Origin of the sequence: Cellulomonas hominis (genome assembly GCF_014201095.1) — a bacterium.
In the GTDB taxonomy this organism is placed as follows: Bacteria; Actinomycetota; Actinomycetes; order Actinomycetales; family Cellulomonadaceae; genus Cellulomonas; species Cellulomonas hominis.
On sequence record NZ_JACHDN010000001.1, the window covers coordinates 1,309,092 to 1,326,549 of the forward strand.

Sequence of the window (17,458 nt, forward strand, 5' to 3'; positions counted from 1 at the left end):
GTCACCCCTCGGTGCCGGCGGGGTCCGTCCGGATGAGGTCCTCGAACGGGTTGCGCAGCGGGTCGCGCAGCATGGTCAGATCCTTGGCCGCGAGCGCCGTCCACACGATGACCCCGGACCAACCGACCAGGGAGCCGGTCAGGATGGACCAGACGAACCCGCCGACCCACATCGCGGTCACCACCACAGACCCGGTCAGGGCGTGCCGTGCGGACTCCTCGCTGCCGGTGACCGCGGCGTGCACCGCGACGAGCGCGACGAGCACGAACGCGACGCCCCAGGTGATCAGCGCGGCGTCCGGCGGGACCGGCAGCACGGCCTTGACGCCGTCGTAGGACGGGGAGGTGAAGTCCCCAGGCCGCACGACGCACATCAGGCCGAGCAGCAGGTGCCGCAGCGCGCAGATCGTCATGTACGCGCGCGCCCGAGGTGTCATGCGGGCGGCGGACATCAGCCGGCCAGGCGCTTGGCGAGCTCGTCCGCGACGGCGCCCGCGAGGTCGGCCGGGATGGCCGCGGCGATGGACTCCGCGAGCGCCGACTCGTCGATGTCGACCGTCGGCGGCTGCCCGCCGTAGAGCCGCTGCAGGGCGGCCTCCTCCGGGCCCTGGGGCGGCTGCCAGCCGAGCAGCACGCCGAGCATGCGCCGGGTCTCGCGCGGGGCGAGCCGCAGGTCGCCGACGGCGTCGCCCTCGGGGCCCTGGGCGGGCTGCCAGCCCAGCAGCACGCCGAGCATGCGCCGGGCCTCCGCGGCGTCGGCGGCGGCCTTGTCGAGCTTGGCCTCCTGGTCGGCGTTCATGACGTCCTCCTCGATCGGGATGGGTGCGGTCAGGCTCGGTGCGCTCGGGATCTGGCCGCCGCCCTGGCCGGGGTTGGTGACGAGCTGGCCGCCGCGGATGCGCGCGGCGGCGGCCGCCACCCGGGCCGCGGAGGCGACGATCTCGAAGTGCATCTCGTCGGCACGTCCGGTGTAGTCCCCGCCCCAGCGGACGACCCCGCCGAGGTCGGCGAGGATGCGGCGCAGAGCGGCGACCTGCGCGGGCGTGAACGTCCCGCGCTGGCCGAGGACGTGGCGGGTGGCGTTCAGGTCGAGCGCCGTGCCCGAGGCGTGGTTCGAGTAGCCGGACGCCTGCCCGGCGATCGGGCGGAAGGCGTAGCCCCAGTCGTCGCGTCCGGCGTCGACGTCCTCGACCTCCGCGTCGAACCGTGCGACGAGGTAGGCGAGCACGGTGGCGACGTCGCCGGCGCGGACGCGGCCGACGATCTTGGGGATCGCGACCAGCAGCGGGGAGGACCCGGACGTGATGACCGGCCAGCCGTTCTGCGAGGTGGCCATCAGACGGCCGGCCACTGCAGGGCGATCAGGAAGACGGTGCTGGTGCTGCCGGTGTAGGCGGGCATGTGCATCTCGACCTTGCCGTTCGCGCGGTTGTAGATCGAGAGCGACGGGCCGTCCGGGAACACGACCTTCGCGGCGCCGTAGTAGACGCCGCCGCTCGTGTGCCGGGCCTCCGTGCTGATCGTGCCCATCTCGGTCGTGCCCGACGAGACCGCGCCGGCGTTCTTCTGGGTCAGCGTGATGGACGCGTACCAGGTCAGGCCCTTGCGGATGATCGCGGGCACGCCCGAGACGAGCCAGTTGCCGTTCACGGTGAACGTCGCCACGGCATCGGGCAGCCAGGTGGTGCGCCAGTCGATGCCGTCGTGGTGCTCGTGCGCGGCGGTGTCACCGCGGGTCACCCGCAGCGGCTGACCGCCGGTGGGCGACCAGTCGATCTGGGACAGCAGCAGGTCGCGCGCGGTCTGGTTCGCGACGGGCACCCGGATGCGGGAGCGGAAGCTGTTCGCGAGGTCGACCATGTCGCCCTGCGGGTCGAACGGGTCGGAGCCCGCGGGGACGATGAGCCCGGATGCGGTGGTGGCCATGGGGTTCCTTCCTGCCCGCTCAGCGGGTCCAGTCGAGGGCGACCTGCCCGGACTCGGGGTCCTTGCCGTCCTGCGGAGCGCCCACGCCGACGAGCCCGACGTAGGGGCTGCCGGCGATCGCCAGGCCCCCGCCGGAGTCGACGAGCTCCTGACCGACGGACGCCGGGAGCGGGGTCCACCCGGCACCGGCACCGGCGGCGAGGGTCACGTCGTAGGGGCCGGCGACGCGGTTCAGCTCGCCGCCAGGGCGGGAGCCGTCCGTCGTCCGGTACAGGTGCACCACCGCGGCGGCGTTGTAGGAGCCGATGCGCAGGCGTGCCCCAAGCCGGACCCGGCAGCCGGTGATCGTGCGGCCGGTCAGGGCGCGGGCCTTGTCGCCGTACCACCAGCCGCCCCGGGAGTCCTGGGAGACGTAGGGCGACCCGCCCTGCACGACGTCAGTGGAGGACGCCCACCCCCACCCGCCGGTGCGCCAGGACCCGGAGCCCTGGGCGGTGACCAGCAGCGTCCCGGAGTCCGGGCCGGACGGCGGCGGCGCCGGGACGTCCGGCGGCGGCTGCGGGTCAGTGGACACTGGGGCGAGCGTCCCGGGCAGCAGGAACGGCGGCGCGCCGCCGCCCTGCCAGACCAGCCCGACGAGCGTCCCTATCGCCGGTGCCGTCCCGGCGTAGCGGGCCTGGACGGTCCCGGCCGTCGTGGTCACCGGGATCAGCCCGGACGAGGCGGCCCCGGCGATGCTCCCGGAGATCGGCCGCGGGGTCGGCACGACCGGCCCGACGACGACGGCCGTGCCGTCGACGAGGACGACCTGCACGCGGTCGCCGTCGACGAGCACGACCATCGCCGGCCACAGCGGTGTCAGGCGGGTCCCGTCGTCCAGCACCACCACCCTGGCGCCGCCGGCGGTCGTGACGGTGCCCGCCGACACCCGCACCGGGGTCTCAGCCACGACGTCGCCCAGCGACCCGCGCGGCGATCACCTCGAGCGCCTCGACGGAGACCCGCACCGTCAGGTCCATGCTCTTGGCGGGGATCCCGTCGGCGGCCGACGCCATGCGCTTGCGCACCACCCGCCCCACCAGCGGCGCGTCGCCGTCGATCGTGGCCGGCACGACCGTGACCGCGTCGTGCAGCTGGATCCCCGGGTGCGCCAGGCACACCACCGGCAGGTCGATCTGCCCCGAGCGGGACAGCGACGCCAGCCGGGCGACCGCGTCGGACTGAACCCCGGCCGCCGTCTGCGCGATCGACCGGTGGAACGCCGGGACCCTGCCGTAGGGCTCGGTGACGCCCCACTTCAGCGGGCCCGCGCGCAGCCAGTCCCGCCCGACGAGAGGCTCGCCGGCGGCTGACGTCCCGGTCGAGGTGACCGCGTTGTACACGCCCTCGTCGGACAGCGCCCGGGAGACGTTGATCAGCGCGCCCTCGTCGCCGCCGTCGATCGTCCAGACCGGCGCCCCCAGGGCCGCGGGCAGCACCTGCAGCGACCCGTCGCCGCCCATCCGGTACACCGCGTCCACCTGCGTGAGCAGGTCCTCCACGGCGTCCATCCGTCCCTCGCCGTAGACCAGGGAGGACGGCACGTCGCGGTCGACGACGGCCGGGGAGACGACCACGGGCATGATGTCGCGCAGCAGCCGGGCGACCTCGGACAGGCACCGCGAGCCCGCCGGTGGCTGCCCCTCGGCGTCCAGCCGGTCGAGGTTCGCCGGGATGCACGTCAGCTCGTCGGCACGCACCGACACCGACCCGCCGCCGGGCACCCGGCCCGCGGTCACCGTGCGGGTCCCGGTCGTGTCCATCACCGAGCGCAGTCGCCACTGCTCGGCCGGCACGGCGCGGCGCAGCCGCCACCAGCCCACCGGCACCCGCACGTCGGACGACCCCGACACCCACGTCAGCTGCGCGCGGGACCCACCCGGGGCGAGGGGGTCGCCCATGCCCCACGGGGAGAGCTCGCCGTCGGGGTCCGCGACCTCGATCGTGGCCTGCCCCTGGACCTGCCGGTCGGCGTCCCAGTCAAGCGACCAGGACGACACCTCGAGTCCGCCCGCGACGAGCGCGCCGCCGCGCCAGATGTTCACCTCGACGCGGTCGCCGGAGGTCGTGCCGGTCACCTCGTCGGTCAGCAGCTCGCCACCAGGCAGCATCAGGACGCCTCCGGGGTCGGGTCGCGCAGCCAGTCGAGGTACGTGTCTCCTGGCCGGGCCGCCAGGACCTGCGCGTAGGTGTGCGCCGTCCACAGCGCCCGCACCTGGTCGTAGGTCCACCACGGGACGGCGATCTTCGGGGACGGTCCGCGGACCTGGGTGACCTCGAACCGCCACTCGTTGTTGCCCAGGACGCCGCCGACGACCGCGGAGTCGTCGAGGTCCGGGGCGATGACGTGCGCGACGGGGTCGATCGGGAGCTCCGGCGGCAGCCCCCGCACCACGACCGTCCCCGCCGTCTCGAACAGGTCGCGCAGGGACTTCACGAGCGCGCCCTGCGCCGCGGCGAGCGCCTGCAGGTGCAGCAGCACCCCGGACGGGGCCTGACGCACCCCCAGCGACGCCACGGGCAGCCGCGCGCCCTGCACCCGCACGACGTCGGCAGGCTGCCGCCGCGCGATCGTCGCTGCGGTCCGCGACAGCAGCCGGATCGCGTCGTCCCCGTGGTGCCAGGACACGGCGACCGCGGCGCGCGGGTTCAGCGGGTCCTGCAGCCACGCCCAGTCGGACGGAACGGTCATCGTCGCGGCCGTCGAACCCGTCACGGCGGCCGAGGTCGACAGCCGGTACGTCACCGGGACGTTCAGGGGCGGGACGAAGTCCCTGAAGAAGTCCGACCCGGTGACCTGCTCTCGCAGCGCACCGCGCACCGCCTCCCAGCGCACGCCGTCCGTCGACCGCTCGACCGTCACCACCGACGGCGACCCCGACGGCAGCCCCGTCACCGTGATCCCGACCTGCGGGGCCCCGGTGTCCGGCAGCACCTCGAGCGACAGGCCCATCAGCGCACCACCCCCGACGTCGTGCGCGAGCCTTCGGCGGCGCGCCGTGCAGCGGACAGGGTCAGCGCGGACACGTCGCGGGCGCCGGCCAGGACCTCCTGCCCGATCCGCTCGGCCAGGTAGTCCAGATCGGCCCGCGACCAACCACCGGCGGCCGGCACCGGCTCCACCGGTGCCGCCGTCGAGCCGTTCGCGCGTGGCTGGACGTTCGCCGGGATGAGCCGGTACCCGAACTCGCGGGCCGTCGCGTCGAGGAACTCCGTGGCGCGAGCGCGCTTCGACAGGGCGTGCGGGATGTACGTCTCCCCGCCCGTCTCGTCCTCCGCCCACAGGATGTTCGAGCCGGCCGGAGCGAACTGCGCCTGCCGGCTGAGCACCCCGCCACCGGCCATCGGGCGCACCCGCATGCCCACCGGCCAGAACCCACCGTCGGCCTGGGCGATCATGTTCCCGAGGCCTGTCGTCACCGTGGTGTTCCCCTGGGTGTCGACCCGGACGACCGCCCGGTACGTCTTGCCGTTGATGTTGTTCAGCGACTCGACGATCCGCGTGACCGCGCCGCTCGCCTCGGTGGTCTCCGCGACGACCTTCGTCGTCACGGTCTGCGGGATGAGCCCGTACTGCGTCGCGAGCTTCGACGCCTCCTCGCGGGTGTAGCCCATCGAGGTGGCCGTGTTGATGAACGCGTCGCGCTGCTGCACCGTCGTCGCGTAGAGCTCCTGGCTCGTCGCGTTCTGCTTCGTCATCGCCTCGGTGACCTGCGCGTTTCGTGCGGCCAGGTCGAGCAGCGCCTTGTCCGCGGCGATCGTCGACTCCGCGTTCAGGTCGACCGCACCGGACTGGTCGCGGGCGACCTGCGCGCCGGCGGCCGCGGCGTCGGTCGCGGCCTTCTGCGACTCGGTCTGCGCGATCTGGGCCTCACGCAGCGACATCGCGACGCCGGCGGCGTCCTTCTGCGTCTGGATCTGCTCCTGCAGCTTCTCGTTGAGGTTGACCACCGACCCGGCGAGGTCGTCAGTCGCGTGGAGGCCCGCGTCCTGCTCCGCGCGCCAGGCGGCCTGCGACTCAGCGACCTGATCCTGCTGGACTCCCACCGCTCGGAGGACTTCCCACAGCGACTCGTTCGCGTCGACGACCGGCTTGATCGCTCCCGCGTTGGCTCCGTGAGCGTCGGTGGCGGCCTTGAGCTCGGCGTTCGCCTCGCGACCGCGCTCGGCGAGGCGTCGGTAGCCCTCGCTCGTCGGATCGATCGCAGCATCGACGAGGTCCTTGAGGCTGACGCCCAGCTGGCGAGCCTTCTCGATCACCCCACTCTGCTCGAGGCCGTTGTAGGCGACGGCGCGCGTGTTCTCGGTGATCGCCCCCGTCGCTTCGTCGAGCGAGCTCTTGAAATCGTCCACGCGCTGTCTGGCGGCAGCCTGGTGTCCGATGAACACACTGATGGCCGCGGAGATCCCCGTGATGGCGAGCCCGACGGCGTTCGACACAAACGCCGTCTTGAGCGCGGCTCCGAGAGTGCTCACACCGGCCTGAGCCGCGATCGAGAGCGTGCCGACCCCAGAGACCTCACGCCCGAGCGCCTGCGCGACACCACGGGAGGCCTCCATGTTCTCGCTGAACGCGGAGATGACCCCGCGCAGCGTGGAGAACGCCCCCTCGAGCGGCTCGCGGACCTGGGACAGTGCGACGAACGCGGTCACAGCGACGAGCACCGGGGTCGGGATCTCGGAGATCCACGACACGACCTCGGCGAGCATCTCGGCCACCGGGGCGCCCGCTCGAACCACACCCAGCAGCGCCGGGGACAGGTCGGTGCCGACGCGCACTGCCAGGTCGGCGGCCGCCAGGAGCAGGTCACGGGCGGCCGGCGCGAGCTCGCGGCCTGCCACCATCGCGGTGTCCGCGAGCGCCTTGGCGAGGGATCCAGCGATCGGGAGGAGCGGCTGCAGCGCGCCGAGGAAGGCGCCCCCGGCAGCCCGCAGTTCCGGTGAGGTCGCGATGAGGGCAGCGACGCCGGCGACGACGGGGTTGATGCTGAGCCCGAGCTTGCTCAGGATCGGGATGTTCTGGGTGCCGTAGGCGTACAGCGACGCCGAGCCGGCCGCGACGAGCGGGGTGTAGCCGGTGAGGGTGTCGAGCTGGCCGTTGACCTTGGACAGGTCCCAGGTGTTGATGAGCCCGCGGACCTTGTCGAGTGCCGGGGTGACGGAGTCGAGCGCAGGGGTGAAGCGGTCGACGAGCAGGGCGACGAGCGGCTTCGCCTTGGTCTCGAGCGCGCGCAGGGCGTCGGCGACCTTGTTCGCCCACTCGACCGCCCGGCCGCCGCCCTTGGGGTCGATGAACGGCGTGGCGATGACGCTGCCGATGTCGCGGATCGCGCCCTTGATCCGGTCGAGTGCGCCGTCCATCTGCAGCTTGATGTTCGCGGTCGCACCGCCGAACCGCTCCATGAGGCCGGCCACGAGCGGGTCCCACACCTCGTCGACGGGGATGCCGCCGGGCTTGGACGCGAGCTCGCGGATCTCCGCGCCGGTCTTGCCCAGCGCGGCACCCAAGATGCCGGCGGCGTCGATGCCGTACTGGCCAAGCTGGTTCAGAGTCTCGCCGGTGAGCTTGCCCTGCCCCTGCATCTGGGACAGGGCGTAGGTGACCTGCGAGACCTGCTCGTTCGACCCGCCGACCGCCGCGACGGCGTTCTGCACGGCGTCGAGGATCGGCAGCACCTTCTCCGCCTGGACCCCGAAGCCCAGGAGCTGCTGCTGGGCGGTGATGAACACCTGCTTGGCGAACGGGCTGTTGCGCGCGAACTCGTCGAGCTTGTCCATCTGGGCGTTCGCGGCCTCGGCCGACCCGAGCAGGGTCGTCAGCGCGGCACGGCTGGACTGCTGCAGCCGGTTGTAGTCCGCGCCGATCTTGAACACCGCCGCGCCCATCGCCGCGGCGCCCGTGGTCAGGGCGACGAACGAGGTCGCGAGCACCTTCGTGCCGGCCTGAACCAGGCGGCCGAGACCCTGGAACTTCTGCCCCGACTGGTCGACCTGCTGGTCGAACTGCTGGCCGTCCGCCCGGATGTACGCGACGAGCTCACCCACGGTCAGAGCCACGGACGCCTCCTCCAGGTGGTTGGATGTGCGCCATGACCGACACAGGGGGCGAGGGGCCGGACCTCGACCGGCGGGACGAGGAGCTCGCGCTCCTACGTCGCCAGGTCGAGCTGGCCGAGGCGGCCGAGCGGGAGCGCGCGGCCGAGAAGGTGCGCCGAGGCAACCGCTGGCTCGCGTTCTGGGCTGTCGTGGGCGTGCTCGCGATCGCGGCGCTCATCGCGTTCCCGGCGATCAAGGCGAAGCGGGACCACGACAGGAACGTCTGCGAGCTGACCCAGTCGATGCTCGGAAGCAGCCCCGCTGAGGCCCGGGACTACTGCGGCTGACGGTCCGGGCTCAGCGCCCGTCTGAGGCGGGTGTCGGCGCTGAGGAGCGCCCAGATGCGCTCGCGCCACCACGGCCAGGGCCGGACCAGGCCCGGGTCGTGGAGGTCGTAGCCGGCGTCGGACAGGTCGACGTCGACGAGCACCCAGTGGTCGAGGATCTCCCGCCAGCCGATGCGGGGGCCGTCCGGCTGACGGGTGTGCTTCGGCTTCAGCTCCGCCGGGACGCCCCGGTACCGCGGGTAGATGCCCGTCGCTGGGTCCGGTTCGCCGACGCCGAACGGGGCCCACGCGGCGACGTCGAAGACCCCGAGGTGGCTCCCCCCGTGGCACCACCGCCGTGCTGGGCCGCGAAGATCTGGTCGGCGGTCTCCTCGCCCATCGTCCAGTAGTACAGGGCGTACAGCCCGAACCGGTCGATGTGCGGGCCCGGGACGCCGTCGGCGACCATCTCGGCGTGCGCGGCCCCGAGAGCGAGCTCGGCGACGTCCTTGTCCTTGATGGACTCGATCACCGCGAGCGTGTCGGCCGGGACCTCCGGCGAGCCCTTGCGGCCGCACGTCGGGCACTCCTCGAGCGCAGCGGAGTACACGGCCACGCCCATCGCGTTGACGGCGGCGAGCTTGAGGCCGGTGTCCTTGTCCGGCGGCGGGGCGGTGTACGTCTTCCCGCGGTACGCGATCTCGAGGTCGGGGTCGAGGTAGTCGGTGAGGTCCTTGAGGGCCATGGCGGTCTCCTTGCGTGCCGGGTAGCCGGGTGGAGCGCGCGGGGCCGGACCCGGCTGTGCCGGCCCCGCGCGCGGTCTGGGGCGGTCAGGCCCGGGTGTAGGCCGCCGGGGTGGAGGCCCCGGAGGGCGAGGTGACCGTCACGGGCGCCGAGCCGGCCGAGCCGGCCGGCAGGGAGGCGACGATCTTCGTGCCCGAGACGACCTCGTAGTCGGCGGCGTTGGCCGACCCGAACTTCACGCCCGCGGCGCCGGTCACGGACCCGAACCCGGTGCCGGTGATGGTCACCAGCTCGGCGGCGGCGGCGCCGGACGGCTGCACGGACGCGATCGTCGGGACGGCGCCGGACGACGCGGTCGACGGGTTCGCGATGCGCTGGCGGCGACCCTGGCCGGTGACGGTGACCGTCCAGCCGCCGATCTGGTCGTTGCCGGTGTTCTGGCGGGTGACCGCGACGGTGCCGGTGCCCTGGTACGCCTCGTCCGGGTTCGGCTCGGCGCCGACCGGGTCGTCGTACCACCGGAACACCCCGGACGCGGCGTTGCCGACGGCCTCGGGACCGGCCAGGGCGAGGATGCGCTCGAGCTCGGGCAGGTACGTGCCGTCCGGGAGGCGGTGCGCCTGCACGGTGAACCCGAGCGTCCAGGACTCCGAGGTCTTGATCGGGTGCGGGGCACCGTTGTCGTCGTAGGTCGCGCCGTCCTGGGTGACGGACGTGACCTGCGGGTCCACCGCGGAGATGAAGCGGATGGGCTGCCAGTTGTCCGGCTGGCCCGGCAGGGCGAGGTTCACGTCGACGGCGTACTCGTAGGAGAAGCCGATCTCGGTCGTGGGGGTGCTCACGGGGTGCCTCCTTGGGTGACGATGCGGTAGTTGTCGGACCGCTCCTCGCGGCCGTTGCCGTCCGCGCCCAGAGGGGCGGTCGACTCGTGCACGCACCGAGCGACGCGCAGTGCGCCCCAGGTGGCGTGGTGGACGGCGTGCATGGCCTCGAGTGCGTCGTCGGCGAGGTCGTCCACCTCGTCCGCGGCACCGGGCGCGCGGGAGAGGATCTGGACCATCACCCCCGTGTTCGGGAGCTCGACGTCCAGGTCGAGGTCGTAGACGCTGATCGCGAGGGCGCGGTCCGGAGACGGCGGCAGCCGCTTGAGCGCGATGAGGGTCTTGCCGGCGGGGGCGACCTCCTCGGGCCCGGTCCAGACGCCGACGCCGGCGGCGTGCAGGTGGGCGGCGATGCCGCGCAGGACGTGGCTGACCCGGACGGTGTTCACTGCGTCTCCTTGCGGATCTCGGCGGCGATCGTCTGGGCGGTCGTGCGCTGCGACGCCCGCCAGGGCCGCTCGAGGTACTTCGCGGTCTCGCCGCGGTCGTGGCGCAGCCTCAGCGCCTCGTGCTGGCGCACGGCGTAGGGGGTGTCGTAGGAGACGGCCGCGACGAGGTCGGTGTCGTCGACATCGAGGGCGGCGGACCTGGCGAGCTCGTCGTCCTCGCGCGGGACGACACGCAGGGACGCGTCGAGCACGTCCTGTCCGGCGCGGCGGACCCCGCGGGCGGCGCCGCGGCGGATCTGCTGCTTGGCCTGCGCCCCGTTCCACGTGATCCGGACGTCGTCGGCCACAGCGCCCCCTACGTCAGCGAGAGGGTCTGGTACGACCAGATCGTCGGGTGGTGGTGCCGGGACGTGGTGATGACCCGCGCCTCGCGCTCGTGCCCGGTGCCGGGCCACACGGTGACCAAGGAGTCGGTCGGGACGTCCTGGTCGAAGTCGACGTGCACCTCGGACTCGGACACGACCTCAGCGCCGGTGCGGTCGCGCACGACCTTGCGCTCGTCCATGGCGAACGCCCGCACGTCACGCGCGGGACCGTAGACCGGGCCGGTGGAGGACCGGCCGAGGTAGGGGCGGATCCGCACGATGTGCGGGGCGGCCCAGTCCGGCAGCGGGGTGAAGTCCATGGCGGTCACCACGGCTCGTAGATCGGCTCGCGGGCGATGCTGACGCCGCAGGAGCACGTCGTGCCGCCGAACATCAGCGAGCACCACGGCGGGTGCCCGCCTGAGGCCGGAGCGGTGTCGACGGCGAAGGCACTCGGCTTCTCGCCGGTCGCGCAGACCTTCTGCAGGTCGGTGATCTCCGTCGGCCAGAACATCGCCCGGCGACCCTGGTACTGGGTGGTCTGGGAGAACGGCCCTGCGATCTGCGTCTGGATCGCGCCGCTTCCGGCCTCGTTCCAGCGCAGGATCGCCCCGCGCAGGATGCCCTTCACGGCGGCGAGCTTCGCCTCGCGCACAGCCTTGTTCGGGCCGGACTCACCCGCCGGCGCGACGGTCAGCTCGGGGATGCAGGGGGCGGTGAGGATGGCCTGGGCCTCGGCGTCCGCGATCATCTGGTCCGCCTTGGCGGGCGCGATGGTCGCGAACGGGACGAGGTCCTCGGGGGTGATGAACTTGCCCATCCTCACCGCCTCCTGTCAGTCGACGGTGCCGGCGGCGGCCGCGTCGTCGGCGTCGAGCACCGCGACGAGCTCGGGCTTGGTGCCCTCGTCGGACAGCAGGGCGTCCGGCTCGCGGCCCTCGTTGCGGCGCGCGATCTCCGCCTTGAGGTCCTCGACCTTGAGCTTGCTGTGCGGCGAGGTGCCGGCGGGCTTGTCGGCGGTCTTGCGGGTGGTCGGCTTCTTGTAGCCGCTGCCCGCGAGCAGGCGCTTGGCCTTGTCGTCGGAGACGTTGACGGTGGCGCCGTTCGGCGCGATCAGGCGGACCATCAGGCGTTCGCCACCTTGTCCTCGATGACCGCGAACTGGTCGACGAAGACGTGCCAGGCGAAGATGACCTCCGCACGGAACAGGACCTCGTTGTGGCCGGCCAGGTCGCGCCCGGTGTTGTCCGGGTCGCCGTACTCGAGCATCCGGAACGGGAACGTGCGCTGCACGCCCCAGCGGATGCCCTGCTGGTAGTTCCCGACGATCGCCCGGACCTTGTTGTCGGTCGCGTCGCCGTCCTTGGCCTTGCCGGACACGGTGCTGGACACCGAGGCCGCCAGGCCCTCGAACGCGGACAGGTCGACGCCGAGGCCGAGCTCGGGGTACTTCTTGCGGCCGTCGTTGTAGCGGGCGGTCGACAGCGTCCAGGCGTAGGACGGGTCGAAGGCCGCACCGGTCGGGCGGTACCCGTCCCCGATGACCAGACCCGCGGCGGCCTCGAAGTCGAGGTCGGGCTTGGAGTCGGCGGTGATCTCGACGCGGTTCGTGGTCGCGTTGAGGTAGTTGGTCCACGAGGTGATCGCGGTGCCCGTGCGCGGGTTGATCCGGAAGTACGCACCCAGGTCCAGGCCGCGGGCCAGGGCGAGCGCGCACTTGTCCTCGAACTCGTCCAGGATCTTGAGCTGGTAGTCCTCGTCGGCGATCAGGAACTCGTCGCTGGTGCGGAAGTTCACGACGGCCTTGTGCGGGCTCGCGACCACGCTCGACGGCTTGGCGTCGTCCTCGGACTTCGCCCCGCCCTGCTCGACGAACTCCGCAGTCAGGTCGTCGTCGAACGTCACGATCGTGACGTCACCGAACCGCATGGGCTCCTGGCCCGACAGCGCGGCGATGGTCGATCCGGTCTTGGTCTTCGTGACGATCCCGTCCACGATCTGCGTGGGCAGGGTGACGTCGCTCGTGGTCAGGGTTGCCACGGCTGCCTCCTCAGGGCTCTGGTATCAGTCGTCCCGGCCGGTCAGCCCGCGAAGCCACTCACGCTTCGGGTCCGCCCCGCCGGGGGTGGAAGGGGTACGCCCGGCGAGCGCGTCGCGTCCGCCGGTCTTCTTGATGCCCTGGATCGCCTTGACCTGCTCGAGCAGGGCATCGGGGTCGGTGGCGGTGAGCAGCACCTTTCGGTCCTCGGGGACCACGCCGAGCGACACGAGCGCCGAACGCAGGCCGTCGGCGACCTTGGCCGGGACCGACGCCGCCTCGGCCTCCGCGGCGGAGATCCGGTCGGCGGCCTTCTGGGCCTCGGTCTTGTTGGCCTCCTCGATCTCGTCGAGGCGGGCCGCCTTGGCCTTGAGGTCGTCGTAGTCGCTGAACTGGGCCTCGGCACGGGCGAGCCGCTTGCCGATGATCGCGTCGAGGTCGGCCTGGGTGGCCGGCGGGACGTAGGCCTTGGCGCCCTTGTCGCCGCCCTCGGGGTTGTCGAGATCGGGCATCGCTGCTTCCTCCTGGTGACCGCGTGTTGACCGCCACGCGTGGGCGTACCCCCGCACGAGCGCGGGGAGGTCAGTGGGTGACGTACTCGGCGATCGCGCGCTGGATGAGCGCGTTGTGCTGCGCGAGACGTTCGACGGCGCGCTGGTCGCCGCGGGCTGCCGCCAGGCGCCACGCGGTTGTGCGCACGGAGGCCTCGTAGAGCTTCACGTCGACCTCGGGGGCGTCGGGGTCCCAGTCCGGGACGGCCGCGCAGTTGCACTCCCCGCCGGTGGCGCCGCCGTGCGCCGCGAAGTGCACGGTGTGCTCCTTGTAGACCGCACCGCGCCCGGCGAGCAGCACGCAGAAGTCGCAGGCGCCGGCCCGGGTGATCCGCCGCCAACCGCTCGCGCGGGGGTCCCGGTCGGCGGACGTCGTGATGGTCTGCCGAGCGGCGGCCAGCACGTACTTCTCGGTGGTGCCGAGCAGGACGCCCAGGGCGGCCGTGGGGGTGTCGGTGAACAGCGAGCCGGCCGCGCGCCGCACGGTCCCCTCGACGCCGTCGAGGTACGGCGAGGGCTGCGCCAGGGCCCGGAACCGTCCTGGGACGTTCTCCGCGGCGCGCAGCTCGTCGTACCAGTCGGCGGCCATCGCGGCGGCCGAGTCGCCGTACTTCTCGACCAGGTAGGGCACGAACTCGAGCAGCGCGTCCCGCGCGGCCTCGGGGCGCGAGAGGTTCAGGTAGTCGAAGAACGCCGTCAGCTCGCGGCGCACGAGCTTGCGGACGGCGATCTGGACCTGCCGGAGCCGCTCGCCGTCAGCCTGCGAGACCACCGGTGCCGCCCTGCCGGGCCGCGGCGAGCAGCGCGTCGATCGTCGCGGTCCCGCGCGCCCGGCGCCGCTCGGACTGGAACCGCTCGATCTGCTGCGGGGTCAGGCCGAGCAGCTCGAGCCCGACCTCCGTCTGCGCGAGCTCAGGGACCGCCGCGAGCGCCTTCGACCCTGCGTCGGCCTGCGCAGCGCGGGACTGGTAGCGCGGGTCGCGCCACTGCGCGTCGATCGACGACCACTGCGTCGGGACGGTGTCCATGTTGGACTGCATCGCCATCGCGATCGGCACCAGCCGGCGCAGCGCCGGGGTGAGCTCGCGGATCGTGCCCTCGGCCTCGGCGATGAGCTCGTGCTGGCCGGCGTCGTAGGCCTCGGCACTGGTCGGGTTCGCCACATCGGTCAGGGCGACCGACCAGTCCGGCAGCGACAGCTCCCGGGCGAAGGCCTTGGCGTACACGTTCAGCGCCGACAGGTGCGGCGCCGGGGACGCGGCGTCGAACTTCTTGACGTCCGCCCGGGCCAGGGGGTTCTCCTCCTTGAGGAGGTCCTGGTCGTCGGGGATGCCCTTGATCCGCCCGAGGCGTTGCATCCACTCGGCCATCGCGGTGCCGTCGGGGTTCTTGAAGATCGACGGGTCCGCACCGAGCATCCAGAACTCGGGGTAGGCGTAGATGTCCATGTGCCCCTCGAGGCGCACGAGGGCCCGCACGCCGGCGTCCTGCAGGCCCCGCACGGGGCGCGTGAGCCGGGAGCGGCCCATCGGGCGGCGCAGGCGGGGGCGGTAGACCAGCGGCGCGGCCGGCACCCCGAACTTGTGCTCCGACTCGTCCAGGATCTTCCACCTGCCGCCGTCGATCGCCGCGGCGATCGTGCGGCCGGGCAGCAGCAGCGACAGCGCGGTGATCCGGTTCTGCTCGCCGCGCTCGCGCGCGATCAGCAGGTTGTCGAGCCGGCGCGTGACGGGGTTCCGGTCGCCGGTGGCGTCGACCGCGGAGTAGAAGTGCAGCAGCCCGCCAGGCTCGCCCTCCCCGCCCTTAGAGGCGACGCCGAACGACAGGCCGTGCACCAGCGTGTCGGTGATCGCCTGGTCGACCTCGGACTCGACGCGGTTGCCGTCCCAGACCTCGCGGAACCCGGAGGAGTCGAGATCGCCATCGGCCCAGACCATGCGCTCGAGGTTGCAGCGCCGCCCCAGGGCGTCGACGCCCTTCGACGACCAGCCCAGCGCCAGACCCAGCCGGTAGTACTGCTGCGGGACGACGCCGCCGAACATCTTGCGCATGTTCCGCTCAGCGTCGTAGTACGCGTCGAGCAGCCGGTTCGTGCCCTGGTGCCGGTCGAGCTGCTCCACCAGGTGGTTCAGCGCGCGCTCGTCGTCGTCGTCCAGGCCGGGGAGGCGGATCATCTGCGAGGTCACGACACCACCACCCCCGCCCGTCGTCCGCTCGTCCTGTTGCCGCCGGCGGTGCGCCCGCCGCTCGGTGCGCGCCCGGCGGCGGCGGCGCGCTTGTCGGTGACCACCGCATGCCGGGCGATCGTCACCGCGTCCAGCGCCGTGACGTCGCCGTCCGAGGTGACGGCCTGCCAACCCCAGCCGCCGGCCTGGCCGATCTTCCGCTTGCCCGCGATCTTGACGGCGGCGTCGAGGCCCGGCTGCGCGATGTGGGTCAGCGACCCCTCGTGCACCGCCCGCAGGAACCCGGTGTGCGCGGTGATCGCCTCGTCGGTGGTCATGACGGCCACCCGCCGGCGGGGCACCCCCGCGGCGCGCAGCTCGTTCAGCAGGTCCCCGGCGCCGGCCTTGCCGTCGATCAGGATCCGCCCGAGGTGAGCCCGCGCCGCGAGCCACGCGACCAGCGCCGCGGTGCCGTCCGACGTGCGCGCGACCCCGAGGGCCTCGACGTGCTCGCTGCCGTCCTCCGCCAGGCGGGCGACACCGCAGCCGACCCGCTCGCCGTCGGCGGAGAACTTCACGCCGTAGCCGACCGGCCCCTCGGTCGGCGCGATGTCGGCGTCGATCGCGAGGTCGCCCCACTGCGAGGACTTGATGACGGTCGCCGCGGTGTCCTCGTCCCAGACGCCCAGGCCCTCACGGCGCCACGAGTCGTCGGACTTGAGGTTCGCGCGCAGCCGCGCCACCGACATCGGCGGCGTGCGGTGCGGGTAGGACGGGTTCGCCTTCTTGATCTGCTCCGGGTCGTCCAGGCTCGGCCCGCCAGGCTGGCCAACGTCCGGGTCCGCGGAGCACTCGACGTACAGGGTGTTGCCGGCCTCGGTGACCACGACGTCGTCCGGCTTGGTGGCGAGCGCGTCCTTGCGGCGGTTCGCGAACTCCTCGCCCGGGTCGCGCGGTCGCGGCGGGGTGCCCATGAAGAACAGCAGCGCGCCGTGGCGCCACCGCGACTGGTTCGTGGCCGGGACCATGTCCTCGAGCGCGCTCTCGGTGAGGATCTGGGCCTCGTCGAACACCTCGATGTCGACCTCGTCGAACCCGCGCCCGAAGCCCTGTTCGCGGGCGCCGAACATGATCACCGACCCGTTGCGGAACCGGATCTCCTGCTCGCCGTTCGTGCCCCGGATGCCGTCGTTGCGGCTCGGCTGCAGGTGCTGCTTGACCGCTCGCCGGCGCACCATCGCCTTGAGCGACTCGAACGTCTTGGTCGACGTGCGGCCGCGGTGCGCGGTCCACAGCACCGTCAGTCCCGGGAAGATCGTGCACAGCGCCACCACGATGCGGCCCACGATGAACGTCTTGGCGACCTGCCGCGGGATCGCGATGACCACCCCGCCGACCGTCGCGGCCCACGTCCCGTCCTCGCGCAACCCCAGGATGACCTGCCCCAGACCGTCCTGCCAGGTGTCGAAGGTGTCGCCGAACTCCCGACACCGCTCCTCGACCTGGAACCACAGCGTGTCGACGATCCCCTCGGGGATCACAACGTGCCGGGCGACCTCAGATAGCGGCAGGGTCGAACGATCGACGTCCCGCCCCGCCACCGCTGGGCTCATCTGGCCTCCCTGCCTCGGGCGGCGCCGTGGCCGTGAGCGTCTCGATCTCGTTCAGCACGTCGCGGAACTCCTTGGAGACCGGGACGATCTTGTCGGCGGGGCAGTTCTCCAGCAGCCGGTCGAGCCGGTCGCGGTGGCGCTGCAGGTAGTCCAGGCGCCGGCCGGTGCCCGGGACCTCGAGCGGGGCGGAGATGGCGGGGACCGCCTCGGCGGGCTGTGCGGGCGCTCGGGCGGCCTCGGTCGCCGGGTTGCGCGGCGGGGCCCCGCGGTTCGCGCGGCGCCGGCAGTCGACCGAGCAGTACTTCGCCATCCGGCCCGTGCCCTTCGGCGTCGGCATCGGCCCGCCGCACAGCGCACACCGACGAGGCGGCGGAGTCCGTGACACC

At 72.9% G+C, this 17,458-nt stretch carries 22 protein-coding genes; 1 reads left to right on the forward strand and 21 read right to left on the reverse strand.

Translation table 11 applies throughout. The features are described from left to right. Position 1: 1 nt before the first annotated feature. From HNR08_RS06130 to HNR08_RS06160, 7 genes are read right to left on the reverse strand one after another with little or no spacing between them, the layout of a single operon-like run. Positions 2-436 (reverse strand): hypothetical protein, encoded by a 435-nt coding sequence (locus HNR08_RS06130; protein WP_183834851.1) that lies wholly within the window; start codon positions 434-436, stop codon positions 2-4. A 14-nt stretch (positions 437-450) separates the two neighbouring features. Next, positions 451-1,335 carry a M15 family metallopeptidase gene (locus HNR08_RS06135; RefSeq protein WP_146838466.1) on the reverse strand — a complete coding sequence of 295 codons (885 nt, stop codon included), beginning with the start codon at positions 1,333-1,335 and terminating at the stop codon, positions 451-453. Further along, entirely contained in the window at positions 1,335-1,925 is a 591-nt protein-coding gene (locus HNR08_RS06140) for a hypothetical protein (protein WP_146838468.1), read from the reverse strand. Before HNR08_RS06140 ends, HNR08_RS06135 begins: the two co-directional genes overlap by 1 nt. Before the next feature lie 19 nt (positions 1,926-1,944). Beyond that, positions 1,945-2,874 carry a hypothetical protein gene (locus HNR08_RS06145; protein ID WP_146838470.1) on the reverse strand — a complete coding sequence of 310 codons (930 nt, stop codon included), beginning with the start codon at positions 2,872-2,874 and terminating at the stop codon, positions 1,945-1,947. Then, positions 2,867-4,075 (reverse strand): hypothetical protein, encoded by a 1,209-nt coding sequence (locus tag HNR08_RS06150; protein WP_146838472.1) that lies wholly within the window; start codon positions 4,073-4,075, stop codon positions 2,867-2,869. Before HNR08_RS06150 ends, HNR08_RS06145 begins: the two co-directional genes overlap by 8 nt. Then, the gene (locus HNR08_RS06155; RefSeq protein ID WP_146838474.1) at positions 4,075-4,917 is read right to left on the reverse strand and encodes a hypothetical protein; all 843 of its coding nucleotides are present in this window, start codon (positions 4,915-4,917) and stop codon (positions 4,075-4,077) included. The genes HNR08_RS06150 and HNR08_RS06155 overlap by 1 nt, the downstream gene beginning before the upstream one ends. Then, complete coding sequence (locus HNR08_RS06160) at positions 4,917-8,021, reverse strand: tape measure protein (RefSeq protein WP_146838476.1); 3,105 nt, start codon at positions 8,019-8,021, stop codon at positions 4,917-4,919. The genes HNR08_RS06155 and HNR08_RS06160 overlap by 1 nt, the downstream gene beginning before the upstream one ends. A 32-nt stretch (positions 8,022-8,053) precedes the next feature. Between HNR08_RS06160 and HNR08_RS06165 the strand changes: the two genes are divergently transcribed. Continuing rightward, on the forward strand, positions 8,054-8,347 hold the full coding sequence (locus HNR08_RS06165; RefSeq protein WP_146838478.1) for a hypothetical protein: 294 nt from the start codon (positions 8,054-8,056) through the stop codon (positions 8,345-8,347). Here the strand turns inward: HNR08_RS06165 and HNR08_RS06170 are convergent. The 14 genes from HNR08_RS06170 to HNR08_RS06235 all read right to left on the reverse strand — a co-directional run bounded on the left by HNR08_RS06170 (position 8,335) and on the right by HNR08_RS06235 (position 17,409). Continuing rightward, the gene (locus tag HNR08_RS06170; RefSeq protein ID WP_183834853.1) at positions 8,335-8,490 is read right to left on the reverse strand and encodes a hypothetical protein; all 156 of its coding nucleotides are present in this window, start codon (positions 8,488-8,490) and stop codon (positions 8,335-8,337) included. The two genes, HNR08_RS06165 and HNR08_RS06170, sit on opposite strands and share 13 nt — an antisense overlap. 65 nt (positions 8,491-8,555) lie before the next feature. After that, on the reverse strand, positions 8,556-9,071 hold the full coding sequence (locus HNR08_RS06175) for a DUF7426 family protein (RefSeq protein WP_146838480.1): 516 nt from the start codon (positions 9,069-9,071) through the stop codon (positions 8,556-8,558). 85 nt (positions 9,072-9,156) lie between these two features. Beyond that, positions 9,157-9,912, reverse strand: a complete 756-nt coding sequence (locus HNR08_RS22620; protein ID WP_183834856.1) for a phage tail tube protein — start codon at positions 9,910-9,912, stop codon at positions 9,157-9,159. Next, entirely contained in the window at positions 9,909-10,340 is a 432-nt protein-coding gene (locus HNR08_RS06185; RefSeq protein WP_183834858.1) for a minor capsid protein, read from the reverse strand. The genes HNR08_RS22620 and HNR08_RS06185 overlap by 4 nt, the downstream gene beginning before the upstream one ends. Next, the gene (locus HNR08_RS06190; protein ID WP_183834860.1) at positions 10,337-10,687 is read right to left on the reverse strand and encodes a hypothetical protein; all 351 of its coding nucleotides are present in this window, start codon (positions 10,685-10,687) and stop codon (positions 10,337-10,339) included. The genes HNR08_RS06185 and HNR08_RS06190 overlap by 4 nt, the downstream gene beginning before the upstream one ends. A gap of 8 nt (positions 10,688-10,695) precedes the next feature. Beyond that, positions 10,696-11,034 (reverse strand): hypothetical protein, encoded by a 339-nt coding sequence (locus HNR08_RS06195; protein ID WP_146838484.1) that lies wholly within the window; start codon positions 11,032-11,034, stop codon positions 10,696-10,698. Beyond that, positions 11,031-11,525, reverse strand: coding sequence for a hypothetical protein (locus tag HNR08_RS06200; RefSeq protein ID WP_146838486.1), 495 nt, complete (start codon positions 11,523-11,525; stop codon positions 11,031-11,033). The genes HNR08_RS06195 and HNR08_RS06200 overlap by 4 nt, the downstream gene beginning before the upstream one ends. Before the next feature lie 15 nt (positions 11,526-11,540). Then, positions 11,541-11,831: a DUF7302 family protein gene (locus HNR08_RS06205; RefSeq protein WP_146838488.1), complete on the reverse strand. Its 291-nt coding sequence runs from the start codon at positions 11,829-11,831 to the stop codon at positions 11,541-11,543. Then, on the reverse strand, positions 11,831-12,745 hold the full coding sequence (locus HNR08_RS06210; RefSeq protein WP_146838490.1) for a phage major capsid protein: 915 nt from the start codon (positions 12,743-12,745) through the stop codon (positions 11,831-11,833). Before HNR08_RS06210 ends, HNR08_RS06205 begins: the two co-directional genes overlap by 1 nt. Before the next feature lie 24 nt (positions 12,746-12,769). Then, entirely contained in the window at positions 12,770-13,255 is a 486-nt protein-coding gene (locus HNR08_RS06215) for a hypothetical protein (RefSeq protein ID WP_146838492.1), read from the reverse strand. Positions 13,256-13,325: 70 nt separating this feature from the next. Beyond that, positions 13,326-14,066 (reverse strand): VG15 protein, encoded by a 741-nt coding sequence (locus tag HNR08_RS06220; RefSeq protein ID WP_146838494.1) that lies wholly within the window; start codon positions 14,064-14,066, stop codon positions 13,326-13,328. After that, positions 14,050-15,480, reverse strand: a complete 1,431-nt coding sequence (locus HNR08_RS06225; RefSeq protein ID WP_246803090.1) for a phage portal protein — start codon at positions 15,478-15,480, stop codon at positions 14,050-14,052. Before HNR08_RS06225 ends, HNR08_RS06220 begins: the two co-directional genes overlap by 17 nt. Then, positions 15,477-17,072, reverse strand: coding sequence for a terminase (locus HNR08_RS06230; RefSeq protein WP_146838495.1), 1,596 nt, complete (start codon positions 17,070-17,072; stop codon positions 15,477-15,479). Before HNR08_RS06230 ends, HNR08_RS06225 begins: the two co-directional genes overlap by 4 nt. Beyond that, a complete protein-coding gene (locus HNR08_RS06235; protein ID WP_146838496.1) occupies positions 17,017-17,409 on the reverse strand; it encodes a hypothetical protein in 393 nt (130 codons plus the stop codon). The genes HNR08_RS06230 and HNR08_RS06235 overlap by 56 nt, the downstream gene beginning before the upstream one ends. Between the last annotated feature and the right edge of the window lie 49 nt (positions 17,410-17,458).

Coding starts and splice junctions, on each gene's coding strand:
- HNR08_RS06150 (WP_146838472.1), bottom strand. CDS start 4,075: ATGCTGCCTGGTGGCGAGCTGCTGACCGACGAGGTGACCGGCACGACC.
- HNR08_RS06135 (WP_146838466.1), bottom strand. CDS start 1,335: ATGGCCACCTCGCAGAACGGCTGGCCGGTCATCACGTCCGGGTCCTCC.
- HNR08_RS06155 (WP_146838474.1), bottom strand. CDS start 4,917: ATGGGCCTGTCGCTCGAGGTGCTGCCGGACACCGGGGCCCCGCAGGTC.
- HNR08_RS06200 (WP_146838486.1), bottom strand. CDS start 11,525: ATGGGCAAGTTCATCACCCCCGAGGACCTCGTCCCGTTCGCGACCATC.
- HNR08_RS06130 (WP_183834851.1), bottom strand. CDS start 436: ATGACACCTCGGGCGCGCGCGTACATGACGATCTGCGCGCTGCGGCAC.
- HNR08_RS06230 (WP_146838495.1), bottom strand. CDS start 17,072: ATGAGCCCAGCGGTGGCGGGGCGGGACGTCGATCGTTCGACCCTGCCG.
- HNR08_RS06140 (WP_146838468.1), bottom strand. CDS start 1,925: ATGGCCACCACCGCATCCGGGCTCATCGTCCCCGCGGGCTCCGACCCG.
- HNR08_RS06205 (WP_146838488.1), bottom strand. CDS start 11,831: ATGGTCCGCCTGATCGCGCCGAACGGCGCCACCGTCAACGTCTCCGAC.
- HNR08_RS06175 (WP_146838480.1), bottom strand. CDS start 9,071: ATGGCCCTCAAGGACCTCACCGACTACCTCGACCCCGACCTCGAGATC.
- HNR08_RS06165 (WP_146838478.1), top strand. CDS start 8,054: ATGACCGACACAGGGGGCGAGGGGCCGGACCTCGACCGGCGGGACGAG.
- HNR08_RS06215 (WP_146838492.1), bottom strand. CDS start 13,255: ATGCCCGATCTCGACAACCCCGAGGGCGGCGACAAGGGCGCCAAGGCC.
- HNR08_RS06235 (WP_146838496.1), bottom strand. CDS start 17,409: ATGCCGACGCCGAAGGGCACGGGCCGGATGGCGAAGTACTGCTCGGTC.